The organism is Ochrovirga pacifica, assembly GCF_000220525.1.
Taxonomy (GTDB): domain Bacteria; phylum Bacteroidota; class Bacteroidia; order Flavobacteriales; family Flavobacteriaceae; genus Ochrovirga; species Ochrovirga pacifica.
The window spans coordinates 1-25,109 of record NZ_AFPK01000039.1; the positions used below are offsets into that span (position 1 = coordinate 1).

15 protein-coding genes are annotated in these 25,109 nt (G+C 34.0%); 6 read left to right on the forward strand and 9 right to left on the reverse strand.

Annotated features, from left to right (window positions below; all coding sequences use genetic code 11):
• Positions 1–5 precede the first annotated feature (5 nt).
• From FS85_RS0107960 to FS85_RS0107980, 5 genes are all read right to left on the reverse strand, one after another.
• A complete protein-coding gene (locus FS85_RS0107960; protein WP_010135636.1) occupies positions 6–368 on the reverse strand; it encodes a methylglyoxal synthase in 363 nt (120 codons plus the stop codon).
• A gap of 140 nt (positions 369–508) precedes the next feature.
• Positions 509–1,510 (reverse strand): type I glyceraldehyde-3-phosphate dehydrogenase, encoded by a 1,002-nt coding sequence (gene gap, locus FS85_RS0107965; protein WP_010135637.1) that lies wholly within the window; start codon positions 1,508–1,510, stop codon positions 509–511.
• 50 nt (positions 1,511–1,560) lie between these two features.
• Positions 1,561–2,547 (reverse strand): 6-phosphofructokinase, encoded by a 987-nt coding sequence (pfkA, locus tag FS85_RS0107970; protein ID WP_010135639.1) that lies wholly within the window; start codon positions 2,545–2,547, stop codon positions 1,561–1,563.
• Between the two features lie 157 nt (positions 2,548–2,704).
• Positions 2,705–3,613 (reverse strand): sugar phosphate nucleotidyltransferase, encoded by a 909-nt coding sequence (locus FS85_RS0107975; RefSeq protein ID WP_010135640.1) that lies wholly within the window; start codon positions 3,611–3,613, stop codon positions 2,705–2,707.
• A gap of 36 nt (positions 3,614–3,649) precedes the next feature.
• Positions 3,650–7,990, reverse strand: a complete 4,341-nt coding sequence (locus tag FS85_RS0107980) for a translocation/assembly module TamB domain-containing protein (protein ID WP_010135641.1) — start codon at positions 7,988–7,990, stop codon at positions 3,650–3,652.
• A 108-nt stretch (positions 7,991–8,098) separates the two neighbouring features.
• On the opposite strand from FS85_RS0107980, the gene tsaD reads away from it, so the two are divergent.
• The gene (tsaD, locus tag FS85_RS0107985) at positions 8,099–9,121 is read left to right on the forward strand and encodes a tRNA (adenosine(37)-N6)-threonylcarbamoyltransferase complex transferase subunit TsaD (RefSeq protein ID WP_010135642.1); all 1,023 of its coding nucleotides are present in this window, start codon (positions 8,099–8,101) and stop codon (positions 9,119–9,121) included.
• Here the strand turns inward: tsaD and FS85_RS0107990 are convergent.
• The 3 genes from FS85_RS0107990 to porU form a co-directional block, all read right to left on the reverse strand.
• Complete coding sequence (locus tag FS85_RS0107990) at positions 9,118–10,188, reverse strand: 3-oxoacyl-ACP synthase III family protein (RefSeq protein ID WP_010135643.1); 1,071 nt, start codon at positions 10,186–10,188, stop codon at positions 9,118–9,120. The two genes, tsaD and FS85_RS0107990, sit on opposite strands and share 4 nt — an antisense overlap.
• A 63-nt stretch (positions 10,189–10,251) precedes the next feature.
• Positions 10,252–11,349 carry a type IX secretion system outer membrane channel protein PorV gene (porV, locus tag FS85_RS0107995; RefSeq protein ID WP_010135644.1) on the reverse strand — a complete coding sequence of 366 codons (1,098 nt, stop codon included), beginning with the start codon at positions 11,347–11,349 and terminating at the stop codon, positions 10,252–10,254.
• Positions 11,350–11,374: 25 nt separating this feature from the next.
• Positions 11,375–15,301, reverse strand: coding sequence for a type IX secretion system sortase PorU (gene porU, locus FS85_RS15335; RefSeq protein ID WP_010135645.1), 3,927 nt, complete (start codon positions 15,299–15,301; stop codon positions 11,375–11,377).
• A 121-nt stretch (positions 15,302–15,422) separates the two neighbouring features.
• On the opposite strand from porU, the gene gldJ reads away from it, so the two are divergent.
• A complete protein-coding gene (gene gldJ, locus FS85_RS0108005) occupies positions 15,423–17,096 on the forward strand; it encodes a gliding motility lipoprotein GldJ (protein WP_010135647.1) in 1,674 nt (557 codons plus the stop codon).
• 52 nt (positions 17,097–17,148) lie between these two features.
• On the opposite strand, the gene FS85_RS0108010 is transcribed toward gldJ, so the two are convergent.
• The gene (locus FS85_RS0108010) at positions 17,149–17,487 is read right to left on the reverse strand and encodes a cupin domain-containing protein (protein WP_010135649.1); all 339 of its coding nucleotides are present in this window, start codon (positions 17,485–17,487) and stop codon (positions 17,149–17,151) included.
• Positions 17,488–17,566: 79 nt separating this feature from the next.
• On the opposite strand from FS85_RS0108010, the gene FS85_RS0108015 reads away from it, so the two are divergent.
• From FS85_RS0108015 to FS85_RS0108030, 4 genes are all read left to right on the forward strand, one after another.
• Positions 17,567–18,730, forward strand: coding sequence for a beta-ketoacyl synthase N-terminal-like domain-containing protein (locus tag FS85_RS0108015; RefSeq protein ID WP_010135651.1), 1,164 nt, complete (start codon positions 17,567–17,569; stop codon positions 18,728–18,730).
• Positions 18,731–18,772: 42 nt separating this feature from the next.
• Positions 18,773–19,894 carry a biotin synthase BioB gene (bioB, locus tag FS85_RS0108020; RefSeq protein ID WP_010135653.1) on the forward strand — a complete coding sequence of 374 codons (1,122 nt, stop codon included), beginning with the start codon at positions 18,773–18,775 and terminating at the stop codon, positions 19,892–19,894.
• 137 nt (positions 19,895–20,031) lie between these two features.
• On the forward strand, positions 20,032–24,534 hold the full coding sequence (dnaE, locus tag FS85_RS0108025) for a DNA polymerase III subunit alpha (RefSeq protein ID WP_010135656.1): 4,503 nt from the start codon (positions 20,032–20,034) through the stop codon (positions 24,532–24,534).
• A 39-nt stretch (positions 24,535–24,573) separates the two neighbouring features.
• Complete coding sequence (locus FS85_RS0108030; protein WP_010135657.1) at positions 24,574–24,984, forward strand: putative signal transducing protein; 411 nt, start codon at positions 24,574–24,576, stop codon at positions 24,982–24,984.
• The last annotated feature ends 125 nt before the right edge of the window (positions 24,985–25,109 follow it).

A 25,109-nucleotide genomic window follows, 5' to 3' on the forward strand; every position in this document is an offset into this window, starting at 1 on the left:
TTTTTTTATAAAGATTGAATGAGCAACGTAGCGGTTGCAGGGTTTGTTGCCAAAGGTACATTGTACACATCGCACAAACGCATTAGCATAAAAATATCAGGCTCGTGTGGATGCTTTTCTAACGGGTCTCTAAAGAAAATAACCATGCCTGTTTTTCCTTCTGCTACTCTTGCTGCAATTTGAGCATCTCCTCCTAAAGGTCCAGATAAATACTTATGTACTTGTAAATTTGCTGCTTCTACCTTGGTTCCAGTAGTTCCAGTAGATATTAATTGAACCCCTTTATCTCTTAACAATTCTTTGTGTTCCATTAAAAACTGAACCATATCAGCTTTTTTTCCATCGTGTGCTATGATTGCTATTTCCATTTTTAGTTTTAAGTTATAAACATAAATATAGTCTATTTTACAATTCTACACCAGTACAGAAAAGCCTTTTTAGAAACATTTATGACATAAAAAAACCTGTTTCTTTGAAACAGGTTTTAAGCTATATTGTATACAATTAATTACTTTACAGTAGCAGTGTATTCAATTAAATCGATTACTTTGTTAGAGTATCCAGCTTCATTATCGTACCAAGAAACAACTTTTACAAAGTTATCCGTTAATGCGATACCTGCTTTTGCATCAAATACAGAAGTTCTAACATCTCCTACAAAATCTTGAGATACTACCATTTCTTCAGTATAACCTAAAACTCCAGCCAAAGCCCCTTCAGACTCTTCTTTCATTTTAGCACAAATTTCTTCATAAGTAGCAGCTTTCTCTAATTTTACTGTTAAATCAACAACAGAAACATCCATAGTAGGAACACGGAAAGCCATACCTGTTAATTTACCGTTCAATTCAGGAATTACTTTTCCTACAGCTTTTGCAGCACCTGTAGAAGAAGGGATGATGTTATGCAATGCAGCACGTCCACCTCTCCAGTCTTTAGCAGAAGGTCCATCTACTGTTTTTTGAGTAGCAGTAGTAGCGTGTACAGTTGTCATTAATCCTTCTGTAATTCCCCAGTTATCGTTTAATACTTTAGCGATAGGAGACAAACAGTTAGTAGTACAAGATGCGTTAGACATAAATTGCATATCTGCAGTATATTCTGTATGGTTTACTCCCATTACAAACATTGGAGTATCATCTTTAGATGGAGCAGACATTACAACTCTTTTAGCTCCTGCATCTACGTGTCCTTTAGCAGCTTCTTTAGTTAAGAAGAAACCTGTAGATTCAATTACGTATTCTGCTTCAATTTCTCCCCACTTTAAGTCAGCTGGGTTACGTTCTGCAGTTACTCTAATTTCATTTCCGTCTACTACTAATTTTCCGTCTTTTACTTCAATAGTACCGTCGTATTCTCCGTGTACTGAATCATATTTTAACATGTAAGCTAAATAGTCAACGTCTAATAAATCGTTGATACCTACAACTTGTACATTTTCTCTTTTAGCAGCAGCTCTAAAAGCTAATCTACCAATTCTTCCAAACCCGTTAATTCCGATTTTTACCATGATAATTGATTATATAATATTTATTATTAACTCTATTTTTTATTGATGAATTAAGTACTTAAAATATCAGCCACTCTTAATAAGTTGGTGTTGATATCGTGGTGTAACTTAACTGCTTTTTCTAATTCTGTAGCTGTAATTTTGTTGTTGTTGATTCCTACCATTAGATTTGATTTACCTTCTACTAACAAATCCACAGCTTTTACACCTAAACGACCCGCTAAAACTCTGTCGAAACAAGAGGGAGAACCACCTCTTTGCATGTGTCCAAGAACAGAAACACGTACGTCATATTCTGGCATGTTTTCTTCTACATAGTCTGCCAATTCAAACACACTTTTACCAGACCTTTCTCCTTCTGCCACAACAACTATACTTGAAGTTTTTCCGTTGATTTTTGATCTATTAAGAGACTCAACCATTCTTTCAATTCCCATATCTTCTTCTGGAATTAAAATCTCTTCGGCACCTGCTCCAATACCAGCGTTTAACGCTATAAATCCAGCATCTCTACCCATTACCTCTACAAAGAACAAACGGTTATGAGATGATGCAGTATCTCTAATTTTATCAATTGCTTCTACAACTGTATTTAGAGCGGTATCGTATCCTAAGGTAAATTGAGTTCCGTAAATATCGTTGTCAATTGTTCCAGGAATTCCAATAACAGGAATACCATACTCTTCATTAAAAACCATCGCTCCTGTAAAAGAACCATCACCTCCAATAACTACCAAAGCATCCAGTCCGTTTGCTTTAAAATTTTCATAGGCTTTTGCTCTTCCTTCTGGGGTTCTAAACTCCTTAGATCTAGCAGATTGTAAAAAAGTACCTCCTCTACTTATTGTATTTCTTACACTTCTGGAATCTAGGGGAATTAAATCATTTTCTATCAATCCTTGGTATCCTCTAAGGATTCCCATACATTCAATATTGTTGTATATAGAAGCTCTTACAACAGCTCTTACTGCTGCATTCATTCCCGGAGAATCTCCTCCAGAAGTCATTACAGCTACTTTAGTCACTTTTGCACTCATATTTACTTTTTATAATGTATAAAATTAATCATATTTAAAACTCAGAATAGCAATCCTCCTTCCAAAATACGAAAACGATATAGAGTGTTTCTTAAATCTATACTTGCAATAATGCTCTATAATCAATCCTTTTTAAGTGGGCAATTTTAAGAACTTTTTATTGCCACAAATGTTTTGGATACATCTTATTTTCTTTCATTTTTGCAATAGCACTGGTTACTACAGGTTTGTCTTCTGCGTATGTAACTCCGTACCACTTGGCATCGGACTTTAGGACTTTTACTACTCCTTTGTTTTCTTGTATAATATTGTTTACAACGGTAGGCATAAAGAACTCGCTTTTTAATTCTTGAGATCTTTCTGACATAAAACCAACAAAATCTTTTTCTAACTGCTCTAAAAATTTAGGTGTAAATCCCCAAAAATTCATAGACACCGTAGTATCTTCATCCATGGCTATTAGGTTTCCTTTGTCGTCTTTACGGTAAATGGTTCCGTTTACTTTTTCTATGTGCGTTCTTTCTATTATATCGGTTAGCTCATTATTCTCGTTTACATAACATTCTCCTCTAGAAACATATCCGTTTTCTGATATGGTTTTGGCTAAATTAAAACCAACCATACACATATCATAAGAGTTTTTATCTAGTTCTTTTAGTGCTACCAAAATGGTTTCAAAGGCTTCTCTACTGTAAAAGTCGTCTCCGTTTATTACAATAAAATTCTCGTTAATTACCTCTTTAGCTACTAAAACTGCATGTCCTGTTCCCCATGGTTTTTTTCTATCGGGATGCACTGGGTAGCCAGATGGAATTTTATCTAATTCTTGACAAACGTACTCTACTTCAACTTTGTCTTGCAATTTATGGTCAAATTGTTGTTTAAATTGATCTATAAATTCTTCTCTAACTATAAATACTACTTTTTGAAATCCTGCATCTATTGCATCGTATAAAGAAAAGTCTATAATGGTATCTCCTTCCTCAGACATCGTATCCATTTGCTTTAACCCTCCATATCTACTTCCCATTCCTGCAGCCAATACGACTAAAGTATATTTATCCATAAAGTTTTATTTTAATTTTTGTTAAAATTAGCTTTTTTATGGAAACATAGGCAAGACATATATTAAATTATCTTCAATTTCTTGGTTTAGCTCTTTTTCGGTCTTATTTTTCTTTTTCTTTTTTCTTCGCACACCAATTTTCTCTAACATTTCCGAAAAGTTATTAAAGTCAATTTGATAATTCAACCCAACTCCTTGTGTATATCCCTGCTCCTCTTCGGAGTATTGAATTTCATTTTGCCTGTTAAACACCGAAGACCTTAGCGTTCCGTCTTTGTTTAATAAAAACTCTATTTTAACTTCTCCTATCACAGCAGATTGAGTTCTTGTTCCTACAGGTACTCCAAGTTTTCCATTGATTAGAATGCGTTCGTTAATTTCTGTTGCAAGTCCAATATCTATTTGGTTGTCAATATCAAAATTTTCTACGTCAGACACTTGTCCACTTGTATACCCAAAATTAACCTGTAGTTTGCTATCCGAGTTGTTAAATATTTCGGTAACCGCATTGGCAATTAACTCTGATGTAGTGTTAGACAACATGGTAGAGGTACTGCTTACATTGTTTTCATCATAAAATGTTTTAGAAGCTAGTAAAGAGAAAAATTGTCGCATTTTGGAGTTTTCGTCATTGTTTAGCACAAAGTCTAGTTCTGAAACTACGGTAGAACTGGCATTGGGAATTTCTATAAAAAATTCTTGCTGAGAATTAAACAGCTCTCCAGTAACTTTGGTAATCAAATCCACATCTATCTTTCTGTTAACTGATAAGTTTTCTAACAACACCTTTGGGTTTGCTTTTACATTGTGAATTGCTTCTATGTTTAAATCTGCTTTAAACGGATCCCCACTCCATGATACTGTTCCTCCTCTTTTTACAGTAAAAGGTTTGTTAATAATTCCACCGTACTTAAAAATGTACATCCCCTCATCAACCACCAAATCACCATACATGTCTATATTAAAATTGGGGTCTATTTCTAACAACAGCCTACCGTCTGCTCTGGCCTGCAAAGAACTACCAGATGTTTGATCGATAACTATTTCTCCGAAAGCATCTTTGGTAACCTCTATGTTTAAGTTCACACTTACCCCTCCCTGATTGGCAACAAGTTCATTCTGATCTTTACTTTTATTTTTGCTTTTTTTATAGAATATAAACTGATTGTTTTCGGCTTGTTTTACATCACTAATAGGCAAAATAAAAGTTGTATTTGGCAATGTGGTTCCTACAACATTTACCAACAAATCGGAAGTAAGTCCTTTTATGGTGGCATTTCCTTTCATAAATGCTGTTCCATAATATTTAGAATCTTCGGATTGATTGGTATTCAGTACTACTAAATTTTTAGAATCGATTACCAAATCTAAATACCAATTTCTATACTTATCGTAATTAATTTTACCTGTTAGCGTACCGTGAGTACCGTATACCTGATCTTGTAACTTTATGTTTTGAAACACAAAGCTTTTTCCTTTCAATGCTACATCAGTTGTACCTGTAAAATTGTAATCTATGTTTAAGTAGGGGAATTTTAACCCTGCATTTTTTAGCTGAATTTTACCGTAAGAATTAAAATCATCCAACGTTCCTTTAACTTTAAAATTTCCTTCTGCTTCTCCTCTAATACTAGATAAGACATTTCTACCCAAAGGACTTAGTGAATTTAACTTAAGCTCGTTTAGCATTACATCTAATTCTATTTTAGATTTGGCAAAATTGTCTTTGTTTACATCTACAACTCCTTTTGCATTGATGTTTTGCTGATTTTTTTCAAAAATTTTAAAATCTACGTTGTAACTTAAATCCTTTTGATTGGGTTTTAGACTTGCTGCTAGGTTTCCATAATCAACACCATTGATTTTAAAATTGTTTACATACAAATCTCCATTAGGTTTTAACAGTCTATTTCTTTCATTAATCAACACCCGTCCACTTGCAACACCTTCAATTTTTAGGCTATCTACTATGGGTAAAATTTCTTGTAAATTGATGTTTTTTAACAATAATCTTAGATTCTTAGACTTATCTTTTTTAATACTTCCATCAAATTCAAAAGCCTGATAATCGTTCACAAAAGAAACTCCATAAAAATACCATTCTCCTGTTTTGTAATTGTAATACAGCTTATTATCTGCTTCTTGTTGGTTTACCCAAATGGAATTTAAATATTTTAAATATACATTATCAATTCCCATAAAAATAGCATCTTCGGCAGCTGTTACATAAAAAACAGCTCTATTTTCAATTTTATCAGAATTAAAATTAGAACGTACAAAAAGGGTATCGTTTACTTTTTTTCCCAATAGGGATAAGTTTTGGTACAACTGTTTTTTAAATTTAAATTTTTGAACAGAAATGTTTGAGTTGATCCATTGATTGGAATTATCTAACACCACATTTAAGCTATCCACCTCTATATTTTTTGAGGAAAAAGAGGCCACACTAGCATTAATCACTCCTTTATCTCCCTGAGCATCTAACACCCCAGATACCACCAAGTTGTCTTTTAATGTTACTTTATCTGTAAGAGATTTTATAAATTTTGGATATACATCTAAATCAAAAGTAAGTGTTTGCTGTTTTATGTTTGATCGAATCTTGGAACCAGGAATAAACTTATACAAAGCGTTGGCAACCAACTTTTCAAAATCTGAAAACTGAAAATCTCCCTTTACTCCTAAACTCAACAAGTCTTTTGATGTTAACTGAATTTCTTTTTCTTTGGGTTTAGACAGTAAAGATAAATCTACTTCGTTTAACTTTAAAGATTCCGAAGGGGTATCTATTCTTAAATTCTTAATTTCTCCCAAAGAAATCAAACTATCTTTATAATGTTCTACTTTCAACTGTCCGTTGGCAACTATATTTTTTTGATAATTGATGTAATCTGGAAACAACTCTGACAGTTTTGCTTTCTGAATTTGAAATTCTAAGTTGTACTGTTTTTTTTGCTTTTGCAAATAATAGTCTAAAGATGCATTTAAATTTAGTAAAGAGTCTCTTATTTGAAAACTAGACTGTATATGATGATTGACAAAGTGAACTTTTAGATTGGAGTTGTGAATCTTGTTTTTCTTTAAAAAAATTGACTTTAGTTTTAAATCTGTTTTTAAATCCACATTGTTTTTTTCGTACACTCCAGACAACTTTCCATTAAAGGAAACCCTCTTTAATTCTTTGATAAAATCATTTTCTAACACAAAGCCCTGTAGAATTTTAAGATCTATTTTTTTTTGAGTTTTGTTTAAATCTTTTACAAAACCATCTACAGTTACTTTTCCTAAATCGGTTACGGTTTCACCATTTACCACTAATTTACTTTTCGACACAAAAAAATCTCCAGAGTAGTTCCATTGTTCAATTCCTAAAATATCTTTAGGCAAACTGTTATGATACAAATTGGGGACAAAATCAGTTAACTTTTGGGTCAATACTTCTAAACTAGCTCCCTTTCCTTGAAACCAAAAATCGTCTCTATTGTTAATGCTATTTTTTAGGGTAAAATCTCCAATTAAAAAGGTTGTATTGTCTTTATCAATAAGTTCTGTTTTGGTTAAATAAAGGTCGTTTAAAGGTCCATTGACTTCTGTTTTTAGCTGAAAAACATCTGTGCCTTCTATATAAGGATATACTTTATTAATATCTACCAAACTTACTTCGCTATCGTAAAAACTACCTTTTGCAATTACTTTTTCTACAAAATTAGCATATCCATTTGTGCCTGCACTAAATACCACATCGCCCAAAACAAAAGAATGATCTGTAATAATGTGTGTATGATCAAAACGCATTTCTTTTAGGGTATACACAAATTCTGTAGCCAGTTTTTTGTAATGAATTCCGTAAATATCCTTAAAATTAAGCGAGTCTGTATGAATGGTAACATTAGGGCCTTGAATCCATATTTTTTTCAAATCTCCACCAATATCGTAATAATCAACCACCAATTTTTGATCTCTTGTATGGCTGTACCTTAACCTTTTTGTTGTTACATTTTTAAAACTTAATTCTAGAGGATTTTTTGATTTTTTATTAGATTTAAAACTTTTAGAAAATACAGTTAAATTGGTTTCTGGCTCATCTGGATATTTAAAATCGTTAAGCCAAACGTTTTGTACAATTACATTTTTAAACGATAATTTGTTGTGACTTATTTCTTCTAAATCCAACAAATTTCCTTTAAGATGTTCTGCATAAATTAACGTATCTTGATGATGATCCTGTATCAACACATTGTTAATTTTAAACTTTCCAAAAGGATTTATTTTTAGCGAAGCTAATTGTATAGATACGTTGTACTGTTTGTTAATTACCTCTAAAGCTCTATTGGCAATAACCGATTGTACTTTTCCAAACTGCAAAGAAATAGCCATCAACACCAATAAAATTAGTGTCGCTAGTAAAAATCGGACGAGTATTTTTATTATTGCTTTTATAAAGTCTAAATTTGCAGCTTTAAAATAGACAAATATACTACAATTATGCCTCACAACACCTACATCCTTGCTATAGAATCCTCTTGTGACGACACCAGTGCAGCTGTAATTTGTAACGAAAAAATACTATCAAATATTGTTGCCAATCAAGAAATTCACTCACAATACGGTGGTGTTGTTCCAGAATTGGCCTCAAGAGCACATCAACAAAATATTGTTCCTGTGGTACAAGTTGCTTTGGAGAAAGCAGCCATAAAAAAAGAACAGTTAAGCGCTATTGCATTTACACAAGGCCCTGGTTTAATGGGGTCTTTATTAGTTGGGGCTTCTTTTGCAAAGTCTATGGCTTTGGCCTTAAATATTCCTTTGCTAGCCATTAATCATATGCAGGCACATATTTTAGCTCATTTTATTGATGATGCCAACGATCACAAACCTAACTTTCCTTTTTTGTGTTTAACCATCAGTGGAGGACATACGCAAATAGTAAAAGTAAATGATTATTTTTCTATGGAAGTTTTAGGAGAAACTATAGACGATGCCGTAGGTGAAGCTTATGACAAAACAGCAAAAATTTTGGGATTGCCATACCCAGGTGGTCCATTGGTAGATACTTATGCTCAAAAAGGAAAAGCCAGGTTTCAGTTTTCTAAACCGAAAGTAAAAGAACACCACTTTAGTTTTAGCGGATTAAAAACAGCCATCCTATATTTTATACAAAAAGAAGTAAAAGAAAACCCCAATTTTATAGCCGAAAACCTAGAGGATATTTGTGCTAGTGTGCAACAAACCATTGCCGATATTTTAATGGATAAGATTAAAAAAGCTGTAAAAGCTACCAACATACAACGCATTGCTATTGCTGGGGGAGTATCTGCCAATTCCGAGATAAGAAAACGTTTGCAACAAGCAAATAAACACTGGGGTTGGCAAACGTATATTCCTAAATTTGAATACACCACAGACAATGCTGCTATGATTGCAATTACAGCTTATCATAAATACAAACAGCAATTATACAGCAACCAAGCTACGACTGCCAACCCAAGGTTAAAAGTGAACTCTTAAATTTTATAAGTAATAGCATTGATATTCATCCCTGCTCCTACAGAAGCAAAAACAACAATATCATTTTTAGAAACAGTATGAGTGTCTAACTGATTGTTTAGCACCAAATCATACAAGATAGGTACAGTAGCTACAGAGTTGTTTCCTAGTTTTTGAATAGACATAGGCATTACATCTTCCTTTACAGGTTTTCTGTACAATCTATACAATCTTTTTACAATTGCCTCGTCCATTTTTTCATTGGCTTGGTGTAAAAATACTTTGGACACATCTTCTATTTCAATACCTCTTTTGTCCATTGCTGCTTTGATTGCTGCTGGTACATTGTTAAGTGCAAATTCGTAAATTTTTCGCCCTAACATCTTAATGTAGTTTACTTCTTGATTTCTCTCTTTTTTGTAGCTAGGTCCAGAATACAAATACATGGCCTCATCAGTGGCATAGGTTTGCGATGCAGTACTTAAAACTCCACGCTCTTTTTCTTCTTTTACTAGTTCTAAAACGGTAGCTCCAGCTCCGTCAGAAAAAATCATACTATCTCTATCGTGCGGGTCTACTACCCTAGACAATGTATCGGCTCCTATTACCAAAGCTTTTTTAGCCTCTCCTGCTTTGATTGCTTGCTTGGCCTGAATCATTCCTTGTACCCATCCTGGGCATCCAAATAGCAGATCGTAAGCAACACAATTAGGATTGTTAATTTTTAATTTATTCTTTACCCTAGAGGCAATGCTTGGTAACATATCTCCTTGAATACTTCCTTTTTTAACATCACCAAAATTATGAGCTACAATAATTAAATCTAATTCTTCCTTATCTACATTTGCATTGGCAATAGCTTTTTCTGAAGCCATTGCTGCCAAATCCGAAGTATTTATGTGATCTTCTGCATACCTACGTTCTTCTATTCCGGTAATTGCCTGAAATTTTTCTATAATTTCTTCATTTTCTTTCTCGAACAAACTTCCATCTTCATTATAGAAAACTTGTTCGCCAAAATCTTTATTTTTAATCACTTTTTCTGGAATTGCACTTCCTGTTCCTGTAATTAGAATGTTTTTGTACATAGAATTGTTTATAAAAAAAACGGTGTCTAAAAAAACACCGCCTCAAATGTAGTTATATTTCTATTAAAACTCGTAAGAGTCTCCAAAATCAAATGTAAAAGAAATTCTTAAGGTTCTATCCAAAGGATTATTTACGGATGCATTACTTAACAAGTAAGATAAATCAACTTTGAATGCACTGGCTTTGAATCCTGCTCCAAAAGTTAAAAAGTTTCTATTTCCTTTGTTTTCATTTTCTTTAAAATAACCTGCTCTAAAAGCAAAAGCATTGTTATATAAATATTCTGCACCAAAACCTAAAGTTACTTCTTGTAATTCTTCACTAAACCCTTCTTCTGCATCTCCAAAAGATTTTAAAGCTCCTGAAATAAAGTTTTCATCTTCACCTCCTACAGAAGGCACTAATAATTTTGTAAACTCTAAGGTTAGTCCTATTTGGTTATAATCGTCAAAAATAAAGTCAAAACCTCCTCCTAATTTTAAGTTGGTTGGCAAGAACTCTTCTCTTGATACAACTTCTACTTTAGGTCCTAAATTACTAATACTAAACCCTCCTCTAACAACACCATTAAACTGGTCAAAAGCCATTTCGTTAGATTGGTAATAACCTGAAATGTCTACTGCAAAACCATTGGTAGGTTCTATATCGGTAATGTTTGTTCCTGTAATACTTAAATCTGCTCTGGTATATCTTAAGGCAACAGACATAGAGTAATTTTCACTAAGTTTTAATGCATAAGCTGCATCTATTGCAAATTCGTATGGTTGAGCGTCAGAAGTGCTTTCAGATCCTTCTTGTGTAACTTCTATAGTCCCATAATCAAAATACTTAATCCCCCCTCCAAAAGCACTACGCTCATCAATTCTTTGTTGATAAGTTAGGTTTGCTATATAAATATCGTCTGTTAATTGCCTTAACCAAGGTGTGTAGTTTAATGCCAAACTTCCCTCACTTTTATGAAATACCATTTTTGAAGCATTGTGAAAAATTGAGTTCCCGTCTGCTGATGTTGCAACTCCTACATCACCCATGGCAGCTGCTCTTGCATCTGTTACAATATTTAAAAAGGGAGCAACCGTTGTGATTGAATTATTTTCTTGAGCATGTAACTGAACCCCTAAAAAGGTTAACAGTAAAAATGACTTTACTTTAAATCTCATAGTTTTTTATAAATTTCTTTAAGTATTACAATAATACTAATTTTTGTATTTTTTCATCGGATTGTCCCGAAATAATTTCTTTTACTTTTATTCTGTACAAATATACCCCTTTCCCTAGTTTGTTTCCGTAGTCGTCTTTTCCATCCCAAGTAGCAGCTTTTATAATTGGATTGGTATTGTTGTCTGTTGCTCGGATGGTTTTTATTAATTTACCCGAAACGGTATAAACCTGAACCGTAATTTCTAAAGGTTCATTTTTTCTGTTGTTTTCAAACCAAAATTCTGTGTGATTGATAAATGGATTAGGGTAGTTTAGTACTCTATCTATTTTAAATTTTAAATCGGACTGAACGTAAAAGTCCAACGTTTGTGTAGCCGAATTGTTATGTGAATCCCAAACTTTTAGTGTTAATGTATGGTCTCCTTCTTCTAGCTCTGGCATTTGGTAAGTTACAATTCCCTTGGTAAAATCATCTTTTTCTGTAGTGTAATATTCATTTAAAGTGATGGGGTTGGTCAACTCATCATCTATAATCAGAGAAATACTATGGCCTAAAGAATTAAGCGAAGTATTGATTCCGCTTTCATCAGATAATTTAGCCAATAAAATTGGAGTAGAACTGGTATTTGCTCCATTAACAAAAGACTCATCATCCAAAAACAAGTTAATTAATGGTGCTGTATTGTCTTCTTTTGCATCAGGATCAACTCCTCCTACTTTGTAAGAAAAATCGCTTCCTATTTTATCGTTGTTTTTAGAGGATGCATAAAAGCTAAATTTAGCATTTTCGGGAATAGAACTTACATCTTTAGGCAACATCATATCAAAAGAAAATTGTCCGTTATTGATGGTTGCACTCCCTACAAATACTTTGTTTTCTAACGATTTAAAGGCTAAAATATCATTTTCGTTTACAGAACCTCCACTATTCCTTACTTCATTTAACATGGTTTTTCTTTCTATTTCCTTATCGTACAAAACTACCGAAAGGTTTCCGTTAAAATCTGATAATGTAGGTCTGCTGTAAACTCCATTTACCAACACACTATCTTTTTGAACAACAGCCCCTTCTACTCTAATTTTAGACAATCCATTTAGCTCCGTTATATTCACCAAAGTCTCTTTTTCTGCTTCCTCATCTATCACATATTTTTTAATGGCTTGTATTTTTATTCCTTGTTCTGGAATGCTAATAGGCATAGCAGGATCTCCTAAAAAAAACACAAATTGCTCACCATCTATAATCAAATCATTTTTAGCATCTTTAAGTGCTTCTGCAGCCGTTCTTTTCTTACCATCAAAACTATACAAATAGTCTGTTAAGCTACTATTTACACTGTTTCCTGCAGATATATATATTTGTCGGGTTGTGGTAATCATTGCTACTGCCCCTCCATAATTACTTTCCATCAACTCTTCTCCAGCAGAAAGAAATGTTGGATCATCAAATCTTGAAAAATCACACGTTACAGTTATAAACAAAGGAAGGTTGTTTAAGTTTCTATAGCTACGAATTTTTGATATGTCTAAAAAATTTTCTTCTGCTAATGTCGATGTGTTTCCGTGTCCAAAGTAATTAATTACTACAGAACCTATATTAAAAGCCTCGTCTAAACGTTTTACTATTTGAGGGTATTGCCCCCCACCTGCACTCAATTCTTCTTCAAAAGCATCGGCATATAATTTTGTAATGTTTATATTTTTATTGAGACTTTCTGTTTTTTTAGCTGAATTTTCTAAGTAGTTTGTCAAAAGCTGATGTTCTCCTTCTTGCCCATCATCTGCTAACAAAGTAACCTTACTTCGCCATGCTCCGAAGGAATTGGTAGAATAATAATTAAGAAGTTTATCTACATACTGTTTTGCTTTTATAGAGGTTCCTACTGGAATTCTACCAGTTGTAATCTCCATTTTCCCAGAAATAGATAGCTCATCATTATCAATCATATCATCAGTAGCATCTAATAGAGCATAATAATCATCAGAGTTGTAAGATGAAATTAAGTTAGAACTTACATTAGACATGTATGTTGGTACATTATTTTTGTTGCTATAGGTAATCCCCCTATAATCAAAAGTAGCATCACCAAACAGGCAAACATACTTTAATTTTTTTGAGGAAGTACTTGCATTATCGTATACATACTTTAGATAATCTCTAATTGCTGTTACATCTGCGATTCCCGAACCAAACTCATTGTATACTTTTTGTAGATTTACCACTTTTACATTTATTGGGTTTCCATCAACCTGGGTATTTTCTCGGTGATAATTGGCCAATCTTTCTGCTTGAGCACTAAAAACAGGGTGGGTTAATATGATATACTGAATATCTGTTTCTGCGTGTAAGTTTTGATTTTCCACAACAGTTTCTGCTCCTATATTAATAGGAAGATAAGCATCTTCTAAACGAACTACCTGGTATTGATTTAACTCTCCATCGGTTGCTTCTTTAAACGTAAACTGCGTATCAGAATTGTTTAAATCTAACATGTTTTTTACGTTATAGGAATCAGTCACATCCCAAACAAAATCTACTTGATGGGCATTGTTTATTTTATATTCTAATATACTTCCATTGCTTGCGGATAAAAAATTAACAAAATCAAACTGGTTCCCATTGGCAACTAGTAACCTATCTACAATTACTTTTATATAATCTAACCTTCCTTTAGCTGATAAATCTCCGTTATTATTCCACAAAACATCAATAAAAAATTGATGGGGTGCTGTTGGTAAAAAAGTTTGTACTCTTAAAGACTCTCTATATTTAATGTCTTTAGAAGTGGTTCCCAAAGAAATTGTAAACAAATCGCTTCCTGCAGCAGTTTCTGCCTCTCTATATGCAACGGTACAATCCGTATTTACAGAAGAACTTGAACTAAAATTCACACTTACTTGGGCTGGGGTGCTTAGATCAATATCACCTACATCAAAAGCAAAAGTTTGTAAGTTATTAACAGAAAAATCTTCGCCATACCATTTTCTTCCTGTTTTTACATAATTGTACAATTCTTTTTCATGAACTCTGTAATCTGTGTAAGACGTAATGGTGTTGGTAGCTAGTGAACTTATGGAAGTTGCGTTGCTTATTCTTTTTCCGTTTTGACCTGTATCAAAATTGATATAATAATAACCTCTTGTAGCATATGGGTTTTGTTTGTGCTGAATGTTTGTTTTAGAATTTAATGTCCATGAAACAGTTCCTTTACCATAAAAAAGAATGTAATCATCATTATCAAAACGACCATCACTTTCTCCTTTAACATAGATTGCGTTTTCTTGCAACCCATTAGGTCTACTTTTAGTTAAGAGCTCTGGAAGCATATTTCCACCATGTCCAAAAATTCGAATATTTTTAGGGTTTATTTGATTGATGTTTACTCCTAAAGACCTTAAAAAATTAGCATCAACTTTAAACACGCCTGTCTTATCAACGGCTATTTTATACCAAGTTCCTGAATTTAAAACAGAATTTTTTACTTCTTTAATCTGCGTTATTTGCTGAACATTATTTGCTCTAACTGTTTCTGAAGAGTTGTAACTCAAATCAAAACGGGTTATTTTTACAATGCTTCCATCTTCTTTTTTATAAATAGGATACAACTGTAAACGTATAAAAGATTTTGCACCTTCTTTTACGGTATTAAAGATAGATGTTACCCTTGTTGGCAAATTGCTTACGTCTAAAAGACTTAATTCCGAACCAGACAAAACTTGCTCCTTTATATTTTTTAGTTGATAAGACACCTCGGAATCTAAAGAACCAGTCCACTGCTTTGTATACAAGGGAGTTCCATTGGGATCTATATGAATATTTTGTCCTGCAAATACAACTTTCTTAGTGATGGGCTCTGTTATTAAACCAAGTGTTACAGTAAATGTTTTTTTTTCCTGACCTAAAACAATCATCGAAAAAAAAAGAGCTAGAAAAATATGTAAAAACTTCATTATTGCTGTTATTATTGCACGAATATAATAATTTAGACTTTGTACTTGAATTTAGATTGTATAATTAAGTATTATATAATATCTTGCACGAAGTTAACAAAACAATGATTCAATAATTCTTATGAAGAAGTTTCTAAAACCAATACTATTTTCTACAACAGTATTGACTCTGTTATCGAGTTGTGATAAACTTCAACTTTTTAGCAAAAAACCAAAAACAGTTGAACGTATTTCGGAAAATACTGGCACCAATCATAGTGCTCCAGAAAATGGAGGATTGGCTCCTTTATCTGCTGCCGAAGAAACAGAAACCCCAAAATCTATGGCTTTTATACCTGGTGGTACTTTTGTAATGGGAAAAGTACAACAGGATGTAATGATGGAAAATAATAACGAACCAAGAACTAAGCAAGTCTCTAGCTTTTACATTGACAAAACCGAGACTTCTAACAAAGAATATTTAATATACTTAGACTGGCTAAAAAAAGTATTTCCACCAGAAAACCCAAAATACAAACATATATATGCATCTGCTTTGCCTGATGAAAATGTTTGGAGAAACCCACTAAGAAGTGATGGAAAATTAACCGAAACCTACTTAAGACACCCTTCATTTCAAGACTATCCAGTTGTAGGAGTTAGCTGGAGACAAGCAAATGACTATTGTACATGGAGAACAAACCGTGTTGCTGAAAAAGGAATGATTGAAAAAGGTTGGTTAAACCCTTTGTTTGATAATTCTGAAATCACAACAGAAGGAAGAAACCATTTTGATGTAGAAGTTTTTGAAACGGATCCTAACTTACTATATGGAGGAAACAAAGCCATATACACAGAATATGTTACCCAAGCTGATGATGTTGTCCTAGATTCAACTTCAAATGAAGCAACCAACAAAACGTTTAAATTAAATATTGATGAGTTTTCTCCTTTTTTAAGATTCCGTTTGCCTACAGAGGCTGAGTGGGAATATGCAGCAAGAGCAGACTTTGAAAACACATTATACAACTCTATTCGTGGTAGAAAAAAGTACCCGTGGGCTAGTCAAACTACTAGAAATAAAAAAAGCAAATATTACCTACAACATGCTAACTTTAAAGAATCTAGAGGAAATTACAGTGGTATTGCAGGATGGCCTTCAGACTATGGTGATATCACAACTCCTATCAAAACATTCCCGCCTAATGCTTTTGGATTGTACGATATGGCTGGAAATGTAGCAGAATGGGTAAATGATATATACAGACCTGAAATTGACACGGATTATAATGACTTTAACTATACTAGAGGAAACGTATTTACCAAACCAAAACTTGATGAAACAGGCAAAGCTATTGTTGCAGACTACGATGATGTAAAATACGACACCTTGCCTAACGGTAAAATTGTACCTTCTGTACTTCCTGGTCAAATTATTAAAGTGCCTGTTACTAATAATGACACCTACTTAAATGTAAGTTATCAAAAAGCTGACAATAGAGATTTTAACGATGGTGATTTAGCCTCTAGTAGAGACTTTAACATGCAAGACCCAGAGAGAGCTAAAAGAATGTACAACTCTCCTATTATAGAAAAGCCTATTATTAACGAAGAAACTGGTGAATTGGTATATGTGTACGATAAAAAACCTAGAACTACTTTAATCACAAACTACTCTAGAGTGTACAAAGGAGGATCTTGGAAAGATCGTGAGTTTTGGTTAGATCCAGGACAACGCAGATTCTTAGAAGAATATATGGCAACCAATTACATTGGTTTTAGATGTGCTGCAAGTAAAGTTGGTGAAAGCCACTAAACAAAAAATACAAACAGAATTAAAAAAGAGTTGGAAGTTTCCAACTCTTTTTTTAATCAGTAGCAATTCCAAAATAAATCCACGACACTTCTTGATTGTAATTATTGTGTTGAGAGTGTACTTCTCCTGCTTCTACAGTAATACAATCTCCTTCGCTTACCGTTATTTTTTTGTCATCAATCACAAAATCAATTCTTCCTTTCTGTATGTAAAAAACCTCATACATAGTAGCATGAACGTGAGCCTCTACTTTTTGTCCAGGTAAGAAAACAGCCGAACCAAACATCATTAACTGTGGAATTTCATCTTTACCAATAAAAACTTTCTTTTTAATGGTCTCATCATGACTTGTTCCTATTTCTTGTAACTGTTTTGTTTTTACTAATTTCATCAATAGTCATTTTAATATCTATTAGGTAAAGTTACTAGGAATCTTAAATTACTTGCTATCTTCGCACAAATTTTATCACATGGAATTGATTTCAATTACTGGATATGCTAGTATTTCTCCCTTAGGAACAAACCCCGAAACCATATGGGAAAATTATTTAAGTTCCAAACACTTTTTAACTTACAAAGAATTTAAAAAAGTAGCAGGATGGATTGGAGCTTTACCAAAAACATTAGAAGAAGAGCTAAACTTTATCAAAACATCCAATACCAAATATGCCAATTTAGACAAATCCGTTTTGATGGCAATCTATGTAAGTAGAAAAGCAATTGCTCATGCGGGTTGGAACAAAGGTACTTTTGGAATTAATATAGGGTCTTCAAGAGGTGCTACAGAATTATTTGAAAATTATTATCAAGATTTTGTACAACAGAAATATCAAAAAACACATCCGCTTACTTCTCCTACCACCACATTAGGAAATTTATCCACCTGGGTAGCAGACGACTTACAAACACAAGGACCAACAATTTCTCATTCCATTACTTGCTCTACAGGATTACACGCTTTGTTAAATGGTATTGCATGGATACGTTCTGGAATGTCTAATCAATTTTTAGTTGGGGCAACCGAAGCACCTAATACCGATTTTACGATGGCACAAATGCAAGCCATTAAAATATACACCAAAAACAAAGACACCTACCCAACCAAAGCTATGGACCTAAACAAAACACAGAACACAATGTGTTTAGGAGAGGGAGCTGCAGTATTTTGTTTGGAAAAAGGAACATCAAAAAACGCATTAGCTTATATTGATGGTATAGGCTATGCAACAGAAAAATTAAAACACAACATCTCTATAACCAACGATGCAGAATGTTTTCAAAGCTCTATGAAAATGGCTTTGAAAGAAATAAGTGCCCCTATAGATGCTATAGTAATGCATGCTCCAGGTACCATTAAAGGAGATAGCTCAGAATATAAAGCCATTCAAAAAGTTTTTGGTGATAAAATCCCAGCGTTAACAAACAACAAATGGAAAATAGGCCACACTTTGGGAACATCGGGTTGTTTGAGCATGGAATTGGCTTTGCTAATGTTGCAAAAAAAACAGTTTATTAACGTACCGTATTTAACTGATAACAAAGCTCCTAAACAAATTAATAACATACTGGTAAACGCTGTTGGTTTTGGAGGAAATGCCGTTAGTATTGTTTTACGAGGGATTGAAGTTGAATAGTAACAAAATTTAGTATTTTTACCGAATCAAAAATGGAAACTTATGAGTGAAGTAAGACACGATTGGACGAAAGAAGAAATTTTAGAAATATATAACAAACCTTTGATGGAGCTTTTGTACGAAGCCGCTAGCATTCATAGGTTACACCACAATCCTAACGAAGTACAAGTATCAACCTTATTATCTATTAAAACAGGAGGCTGTTCTGAAGACTGTGGTTATTGCCCACAAGCAGCACGTTATCATACCGATATTGAAGGAAACGACTTAATGTCTGTAAACCAAGTTAAAGCACAGGCATTAAGAGCCAAAGCTTCTGGTTCATCTAGAGTATGTATGGGAGCCTCTTGGAGAAATGTTAAAGATGGTGAAGAATTTGACGAAGTGCTTGAAATGGTGAGAACCATTAACAAATTGGACATGGAAGTATGTTGTACGTTGGGAATGGTTACAGAAAACCAAGCCAAACGCTTGGCCGAAGCTGGTTTGTATGCTTATAATCACAACTTAGATTCTTCTGAAGAATATTACAAAGAAGTCATCTCTACACGCGGTTTTCAAGATCGTTTAGATACTATTGACAATGTACGCAAAACCAATGTAACAGTTTGTTCTGGTGGAATTATTGGAATGGGAGAATCTATAGAAGACCGAGCAGGAATGCTTGTTGCTTTATCAACTCTAAATCCACAGCCAGAGTCTACCCCAATCAACGCATTAGTTGCTGTAGAAGGAACTCCGTTAGAAGACCAAAAACCTGTAGAGATTTGGGACATGGTACGCATGGTTGCAACGACCCGTATTGTATTGCCTGAAACTCAAGTACGTTTGTCTGCTGGTAGAACACAAATGTCTCAGGAAGGACAAGCTTTTTGTTTCTTTGCTGGAGCAAATTCTATTTTTGCTGGAGATAAGCTATTAACCACACCTAACCCAGACGTAAACGAAGACATGAAACTGTTTGACAAGTTAGGACTTATTCCAATGAAGCCATTTACCAAAAAAGTACAGCCCAAAACGGTAGAAGCACAAGACTCTGCATACCAAGCACAAGGAGAAAATCCTAAATGGACTAGACCAGAACACAAAATTGAAAGAAACGAAGCAGCCAAACAAAAGGCTAAAGAAATACGTGAAGAATTGAAAGAAACAGAACAAGCTTAATTTTTAGTTCTTTAAACTCCAAAAGCACCTAGTTATCTAGGTGCTTTTTTTGTTGATAAAATCAGTCGCTGACATGAAAATGTATTTCTAAAAATCTAGAGATATTTTGTACTTTTAAGCTTCCCAAAAACAAAAGCATGTACTTAATTTTTGATACAGAAACCACAGGTTTACCCAAGAGCTACAAAGCTCCTATGACAGATACAGACAATTGGCCAAGATGTATACAAATCGCATGGCAGTTGCATGATGAAATGGGTCAGGTACTAGAGCATGATAACTTTATGATTCAGCCCGATGGTTTTAATATTCCTTTCGATTCTGAAAAAGTTCATGGTATATCTACCGAACTAGCTCAAGAACAAGGGATTGCTTTACAAGAAGGATTGGATCGTTTTAACAAAGTACTGACCAAAACTAAATTTATAGTGGGGCAAAATGTTGGCTTTGATGTGAACATAATGGGAGCAGAATTTTACCGAATGGGAATGACTCCTAATTATAAAACACTTCAGTACCATGAATTGGATTTAGAATCCTATAATTTTGCGACTAAAAAAAATAAAGAAGATACTTGGACTTTTGATGATTTGTCTGAAGAAGACAAAAACAAATTGGGAATTTTAGATACTTGTACTGAATACACAGCTAATCTGTGCCAGATTCCTGGAGGTAGAGGAGGAAAATTCAAACTCCCAACTCTTACCGAGTTACACCATTATTTATTTGGTGTTGGTTTTGGAGAAGCTCACAACGCAACTGCCGATGTAGAAGCAACCACTCGATGTTTCTTTGAACTTATCAGAAGAGAACATTTTACTTCAGAGCAGTTAGATGTTCCCCCAACTTACTTTACAGAGTTTAAAAAAGTAAACCCAAGCCCTATTCAAATTATCGGATTAAAACACTTAAACCTAAAACAGGAAAGTAAAAAAATCCGAAAAAGACAAGCCCAACAAGAAGGTGCAAAAGGAAAGGGAATTAGTGTTAAAGAAGGATTAGAACGACTAAAAAATGTAAGTTTTGCCCATTTACACAATCACACTCAATACTCAATTTTACAGTCTACCATAGAAATAGGTAACCTTGTTAACGCTGCTGGGAATGATAATATGTCTGCGGTAGCCATGACAGATATCGGAAATATGATGGCTGCTTTTCATTTTACCAATGCGGTTGATGGATACAATAAAGGCATTCAAGCCAAAAGAAAAGCAGCTGAAGAAAATGGAGAAGAATTTAGTCAAAAAGATCTTATTCCTATTGTTGGTTGCGAACTAAACGTATGTGAAGATCACCTAAACAAAAACGTAAAAGACAATGGGTATCAGGTTGTATTTTTAGCCAAAAATAAAAAAGGCTACCATAATTTAGCAAAAATGTCTTCCATTGCTTATGTAGAAGGTTTTTACTATGTGCCTCGTATCAGCAAAAAAGTGGTAGAACAATATAAAGAAGACATTATTGTTCTAACAGGTAGCTTAACAGGTGAAGTAGCAAGTAAAATATTGAATGTTGGAGAGAATCAAGCCGAAGAAGCCCTGCTTTGGTGGAAAGAACAGTTTCAAGATGACTTGTATATAGAATTGATGCGACATGGTCAGGAGGACGAAAATGTTGTAAACAAAGTATTGCTAAATTTTTCTAAAAAACACCATATAAAAGTAGTTGCTACCAACAACACCTATTATTTAAAACAAGAAGAAGCAAATGCTCATGATATTTTACTCTGTGTAAAAGACGGAGAAAAACAAGCAACTCCCATCGGTAGAGGTCGTGGATACCGTTACGGATTGCCCAACGACCAGTATTATTTTAAGTCTACAGATGAGATGAAAGAACTGTTTGCAGATGTGCCTCAAGCCATTATAAACATTCAGCATTTGGTAGCTAAAATCACTCCGTTTACCTTGGCTCGTGATGTATTATTACCTGCTTTTGATATTCCTGAACAATTCCGAGATGACAAAGATTTAGAGGATGGAGGAAAACGAGGCGAAAACAACTTTTTACGTCATTTAGTGTACAAAGGTGCTGAAGAACGATATGAAGAAATTACAGACTCTATTAGAGAACGTTTAGATTTAGAGCTAGGAGTAATTGCAAACACAGGATATCCAGGTTACTTTTTGATTGTAGAAGATTTTATACGAGCAGCTAGAAACATGGGCGTTTCCGTAGGGCCTGGTCGTGGATCGGCTGCAGGATCGGCTGCTGCATACTGTTTGGGAATTACCAACATAGACCCTATTCAGTACGATTTGCTGTTTGAGCGTTTCTTAAACCCCGAACGTATTTCCATGCCCGATATTGATATCGATTTTGATGACGAAGGTCGTGGGCGTGTTATAGATTATGTTATTGATAAATATGGAGCCAACCAAGTAGCACAAATTATTACTTATGGTACCATGGCAGCCAAATCGTCTATTAGAGACACCGCAAGAGTGTTAGACCTGCCTTTGTTTGAAGCCGATCAAATTGCCAAACTAATTCCTGGAATTAAACTAAAAAATATTTGGGGAGACGATCCTAAAAGCAAAGGAAAAAGAGATGGTTTACGTTCTGAAGAAAAAGAAATGATTCAGGAATTGATCCGCTTGGCAGATGAAGACACTCCTATTTCCGAAACCATTAATAAAGCCCGTATATTAGAAGGTTCGGTACGAAATACGGGAATTCATGCTTGTGGGGTTATCATTACACCAGACGATATTACCAAATTTGTTCCAGTGTCAATTGCCAAAGATTCCGACATGTATGTTACACAATTTGACAACTCTGTAGTAGAAAGTGCAGGGTTGTTAAAAATGGATTTTTTGGGGTTAAAAACACTAACCCTAATTAAACATACTTGCGAAATTGTAAAGGCTAGACATGGGGTTGAACTAGATCCTGAATCTTTTCCTATTGACGATCAAAAAACCTACGAACTGTTTCAAAAAGGTGAAACCGTAGGAATTTTTCAGTACGAATCTCCTGGAATGCAAAAGTACATGCGCGAGCTAAAACCTACTGTTTTTGCCGATTTGATTGCAATGAACGCTTTGTACCGACCAGGGCCTTTGGAATATATACCAAACTTTATTGATCGTAAACACGGACGTGAAGAAATTGTGTACGATTTGCCTATTATGGAAAAATATTTGGCCGAGACATACGGAATTACCGTTTATCAAGAGCAAGTAATGTTGCTGTCTCAGCTATTGGCAGATTTTACCAAAGGTCAGGCAGATACCTTACGTAAAGCCATGGGTAAAAAACAAATGGCCGTACTAGAAAAAATGAAGCCTTTGTTTATAAAACAGGCTTCTGAAAAAGGTCATGATGCCAAAAAACTAGAAAAAATTTGGAAAGACTGGGAAGCTTTTGCTTCTTATGCCTTTAACAAATCTCACTCTACTTGTTATGCTTGGGTGGCATTTCAAACAGCTTACTTAAAAGCCCACTACCCTGCCGAATATATGGCTGCTGTTCTGTCTAATAACATGAACGACATAAAACAAGTTACGTTTTTTATGGAAGAATGTAAGCGTATGGGCTTAGAAGTTCTAGGTCCAGATGTTAACGAATCTTATGCAAAATTCTCTGTAAACGACCAAGGAGCTGTACGTTTTGGTATGGCTGCTATTAAAGGGGTTGGAGGAATTGCTGTTGACTCTATTGTTGCCGAACGTAAAGAAAATGGTCCCTATACTTCTATTTTTGATGTTGCCAAACGTGTAGATTTAAGAACCTGTAACAAAAAAGCTTTTGAAGGTTTGGCTCTAGCTGGGGGATTTGACTCTTTTGAAGGTGTGCACCGAGCCCAATTTTTTGCTACAGACGAAAAAGGAATTACTTTTTTAGAACGTGCCATGAAATTTGGAAATGCTTATCAACAAAGTCTTAACTCTTCTCAGGTTTCTTTATTTGGAGAAGCTTCTGATATTCAACTACCAGAACCTATTATTCCTGCCTGTGACACTTGGGGTACTATGGAAACTTTGTCTAAAGAGAAAGAAGTGATAGGAATCTACATTTCAGCACATCCTTTAGATGATTTTAAAAATGAAATGAAATTTACCAGTGATAAAATCAACTTATTTAAAGAAGATTTAAAAAAATATGTTGGTAAAAAATTCTCTTTTGCAGGAATTTTAACAGATGCACAACATAGAATTGCTAAAAATGGAAATGGATGGGGAGCTTTTACCATGGAAGACTACACGGACTCTCATGAATTTCGTTTGTTTGGAGAAGATTATATGCGATTTAGACACTTACTGGTTCCTAACTCATTTTTACATATTAGTGGTGTAATTCAAAAAGGATGGATGCAACAAAATGGTACCGAAGGAGAACCTAGAGTTAAATTTTCTGATTTTATGTTGCTGTCTGATGTTTTGGAAAAAAAATGTAAAAAAATTACTTTTAAACTTACTCTTAACGAAATTAAAAAAGAACGTGTAGCACAACTAGAAATGTTGTTAAGCGGTTATAGTGCCAAAGATGCCAAGCAAGTAGTTGGATTTAATATCGTGTCGCAAAAACACAAAATTGATATAGAAATGCCATCCAGAACTTATAAACTAAATCTAAATGCTGAACTTTTTGGCTACTTAGATAAAGAAGGTTTTGAATATAAACTGAGTTCATAATACATCTCTTATCTTAGAGGCTCAATAAAAAACTGCTATATGAAATTAATTACAATTCAAGTTTTTGAAAATTATTTTGAAGCCCATATTCTAAAATCTCGTTTAGAGAATGATGGAATCAAATGCTTTATTCATGATGAAAACATGGTGAGTCTAAATCCACTGTACAACGTAACTCTTGGCGGAATTAAATTAAAGGTTGAAGAACATGATGTTAAAAAAGCTAAAACTATTATAAGTGAAATAGAAAACACGTCGTTAACAAACGATCACAATCAGGCTATTCGCTGTCCAAACTGTGGGTCAGAAAATATTTATGCCCATTTTAAATCCATCAAAAGTATAAAAGCTTTGTTTGCTATGCTCCTTTCTTTTCTGCTTTTTATTTATCCACCTTACTACAAAACATTAAGCAAATGCAAAGAATGTGGCTCTGAATTTAAGCACTAGAATAAAATCTTTTTTTGTTATTTGAAAATCAATATTTGGTAACAAAATGTATGAATAAAGACAAAAAAAGCATCACAAAACACACCCTTTTTTTTGAATTACTATAATTTGCTTTGGACAATCAT

Excerpts from the sequence above, each read along its gene's own strand:
- pfkA (WP_010135639.1), bottom strand. The coding sequence starts at position 2,547 with ATGAGTGCAAAAGTGACTAAAGTAGCTGTAATGACTTCTGGAGGAGAT.
- bioB (WP_010135653.1), top strand. The coding sequence starts at position 18,773 with ATGAGTGAAGTAAGACACGATTGGACGAAAGAAGAAATTTTAGAAATA.
- FS85_RS0108015 (WP_010135651.1), top strand. The coding sequence starts at position 17,567 with ATGGAATTGATTTCAATTACTGGATATGCTAGTATTTCTCCCTTAGGA.
- FS85_RS0108030 (WP_010135657.1), top strand. The coding sequence starts at position 24,574 with ATGAAATTAATTACAATTCAAGTTTTTGAAAATTATTTTGAAGCCCAT.
- FS85_RS0107990 (WP_010135643.1), bottom strand. The coding sequence starts at position 10,188 with ATGTACAAAAACATTCTAATTACAGGAACAGGAAGTGCAATTCCAGAA.
- FS85_RS0108010 (WP_010135649.1), bottom strand. The coding sequence starts at position 17,487 with ATGAAATTAGTAAAAACAAAACAGTTACAAGAAATAGGAACAAGTCAT.
- gldJ (WP_010135647.1), top strand. The coding sequence starts at position 15,423 with ATGAAGAAGTTTCTAAAACCAATACTATTTTCTACAACAGTATTGACT.
- FS85_RS0107960 (WP_010135636.1), bottom strand. The coding sequence starts at position 368 with ATGGAAATAGCAATCATAGCACACGATGGAAAAAAAGCTGATATGGTT.
- FS85_RS0107980 (WP_010135641.1), bottom strand. The coding sequence starts at position 7,990 with ATGGCTATTTCTTTGCAGTTTGGAAAAGTACAATCGGTTATTGCCAAT.
- FS85_RS0107975 (WP_010135640.1), bottom strand. The coding sequence starts at position 3,613 with ATGGATAAATATACTTTAGTCGTATTGGCTGCAGGAATGGGAAGTAGA.
- tsaD (WP_010135642.1), top strand. The coding sequence starts at position 8,099 with ATGCCTCACAACACCTACATCCTTGCTATAGAATCCTCTTGTGACGAC.
- dnaE (WP_010135656.1), top strand. The coding sequence starts at position 20,032 with ATGTACTTAATTTTTGATACAGAAACCACAGGTTTACCCAAGAGCTAC.
- porU (WP_010135645.1), bottom strand. The coding sequence starts at position 15,301 with ATGAAGTTTTTACATATTTTTCTAGCTCTTTTTTTTTCGATGATTGTT.
- gap (WP_010135637.1), bottom strand. The coding sequence starts at position 1,510 with ATGGTAAAAATCGGAATTAACGGGTTTGGAAGAATTGGTAGATTAGCT.
- porV (WP_010135644.1), bottom strand. The coding sequence starts at position 11,349 with ATGAGATTTAAAGTAAAGTCATTTTTACTGTTAACCTTTTTAGGGGTT.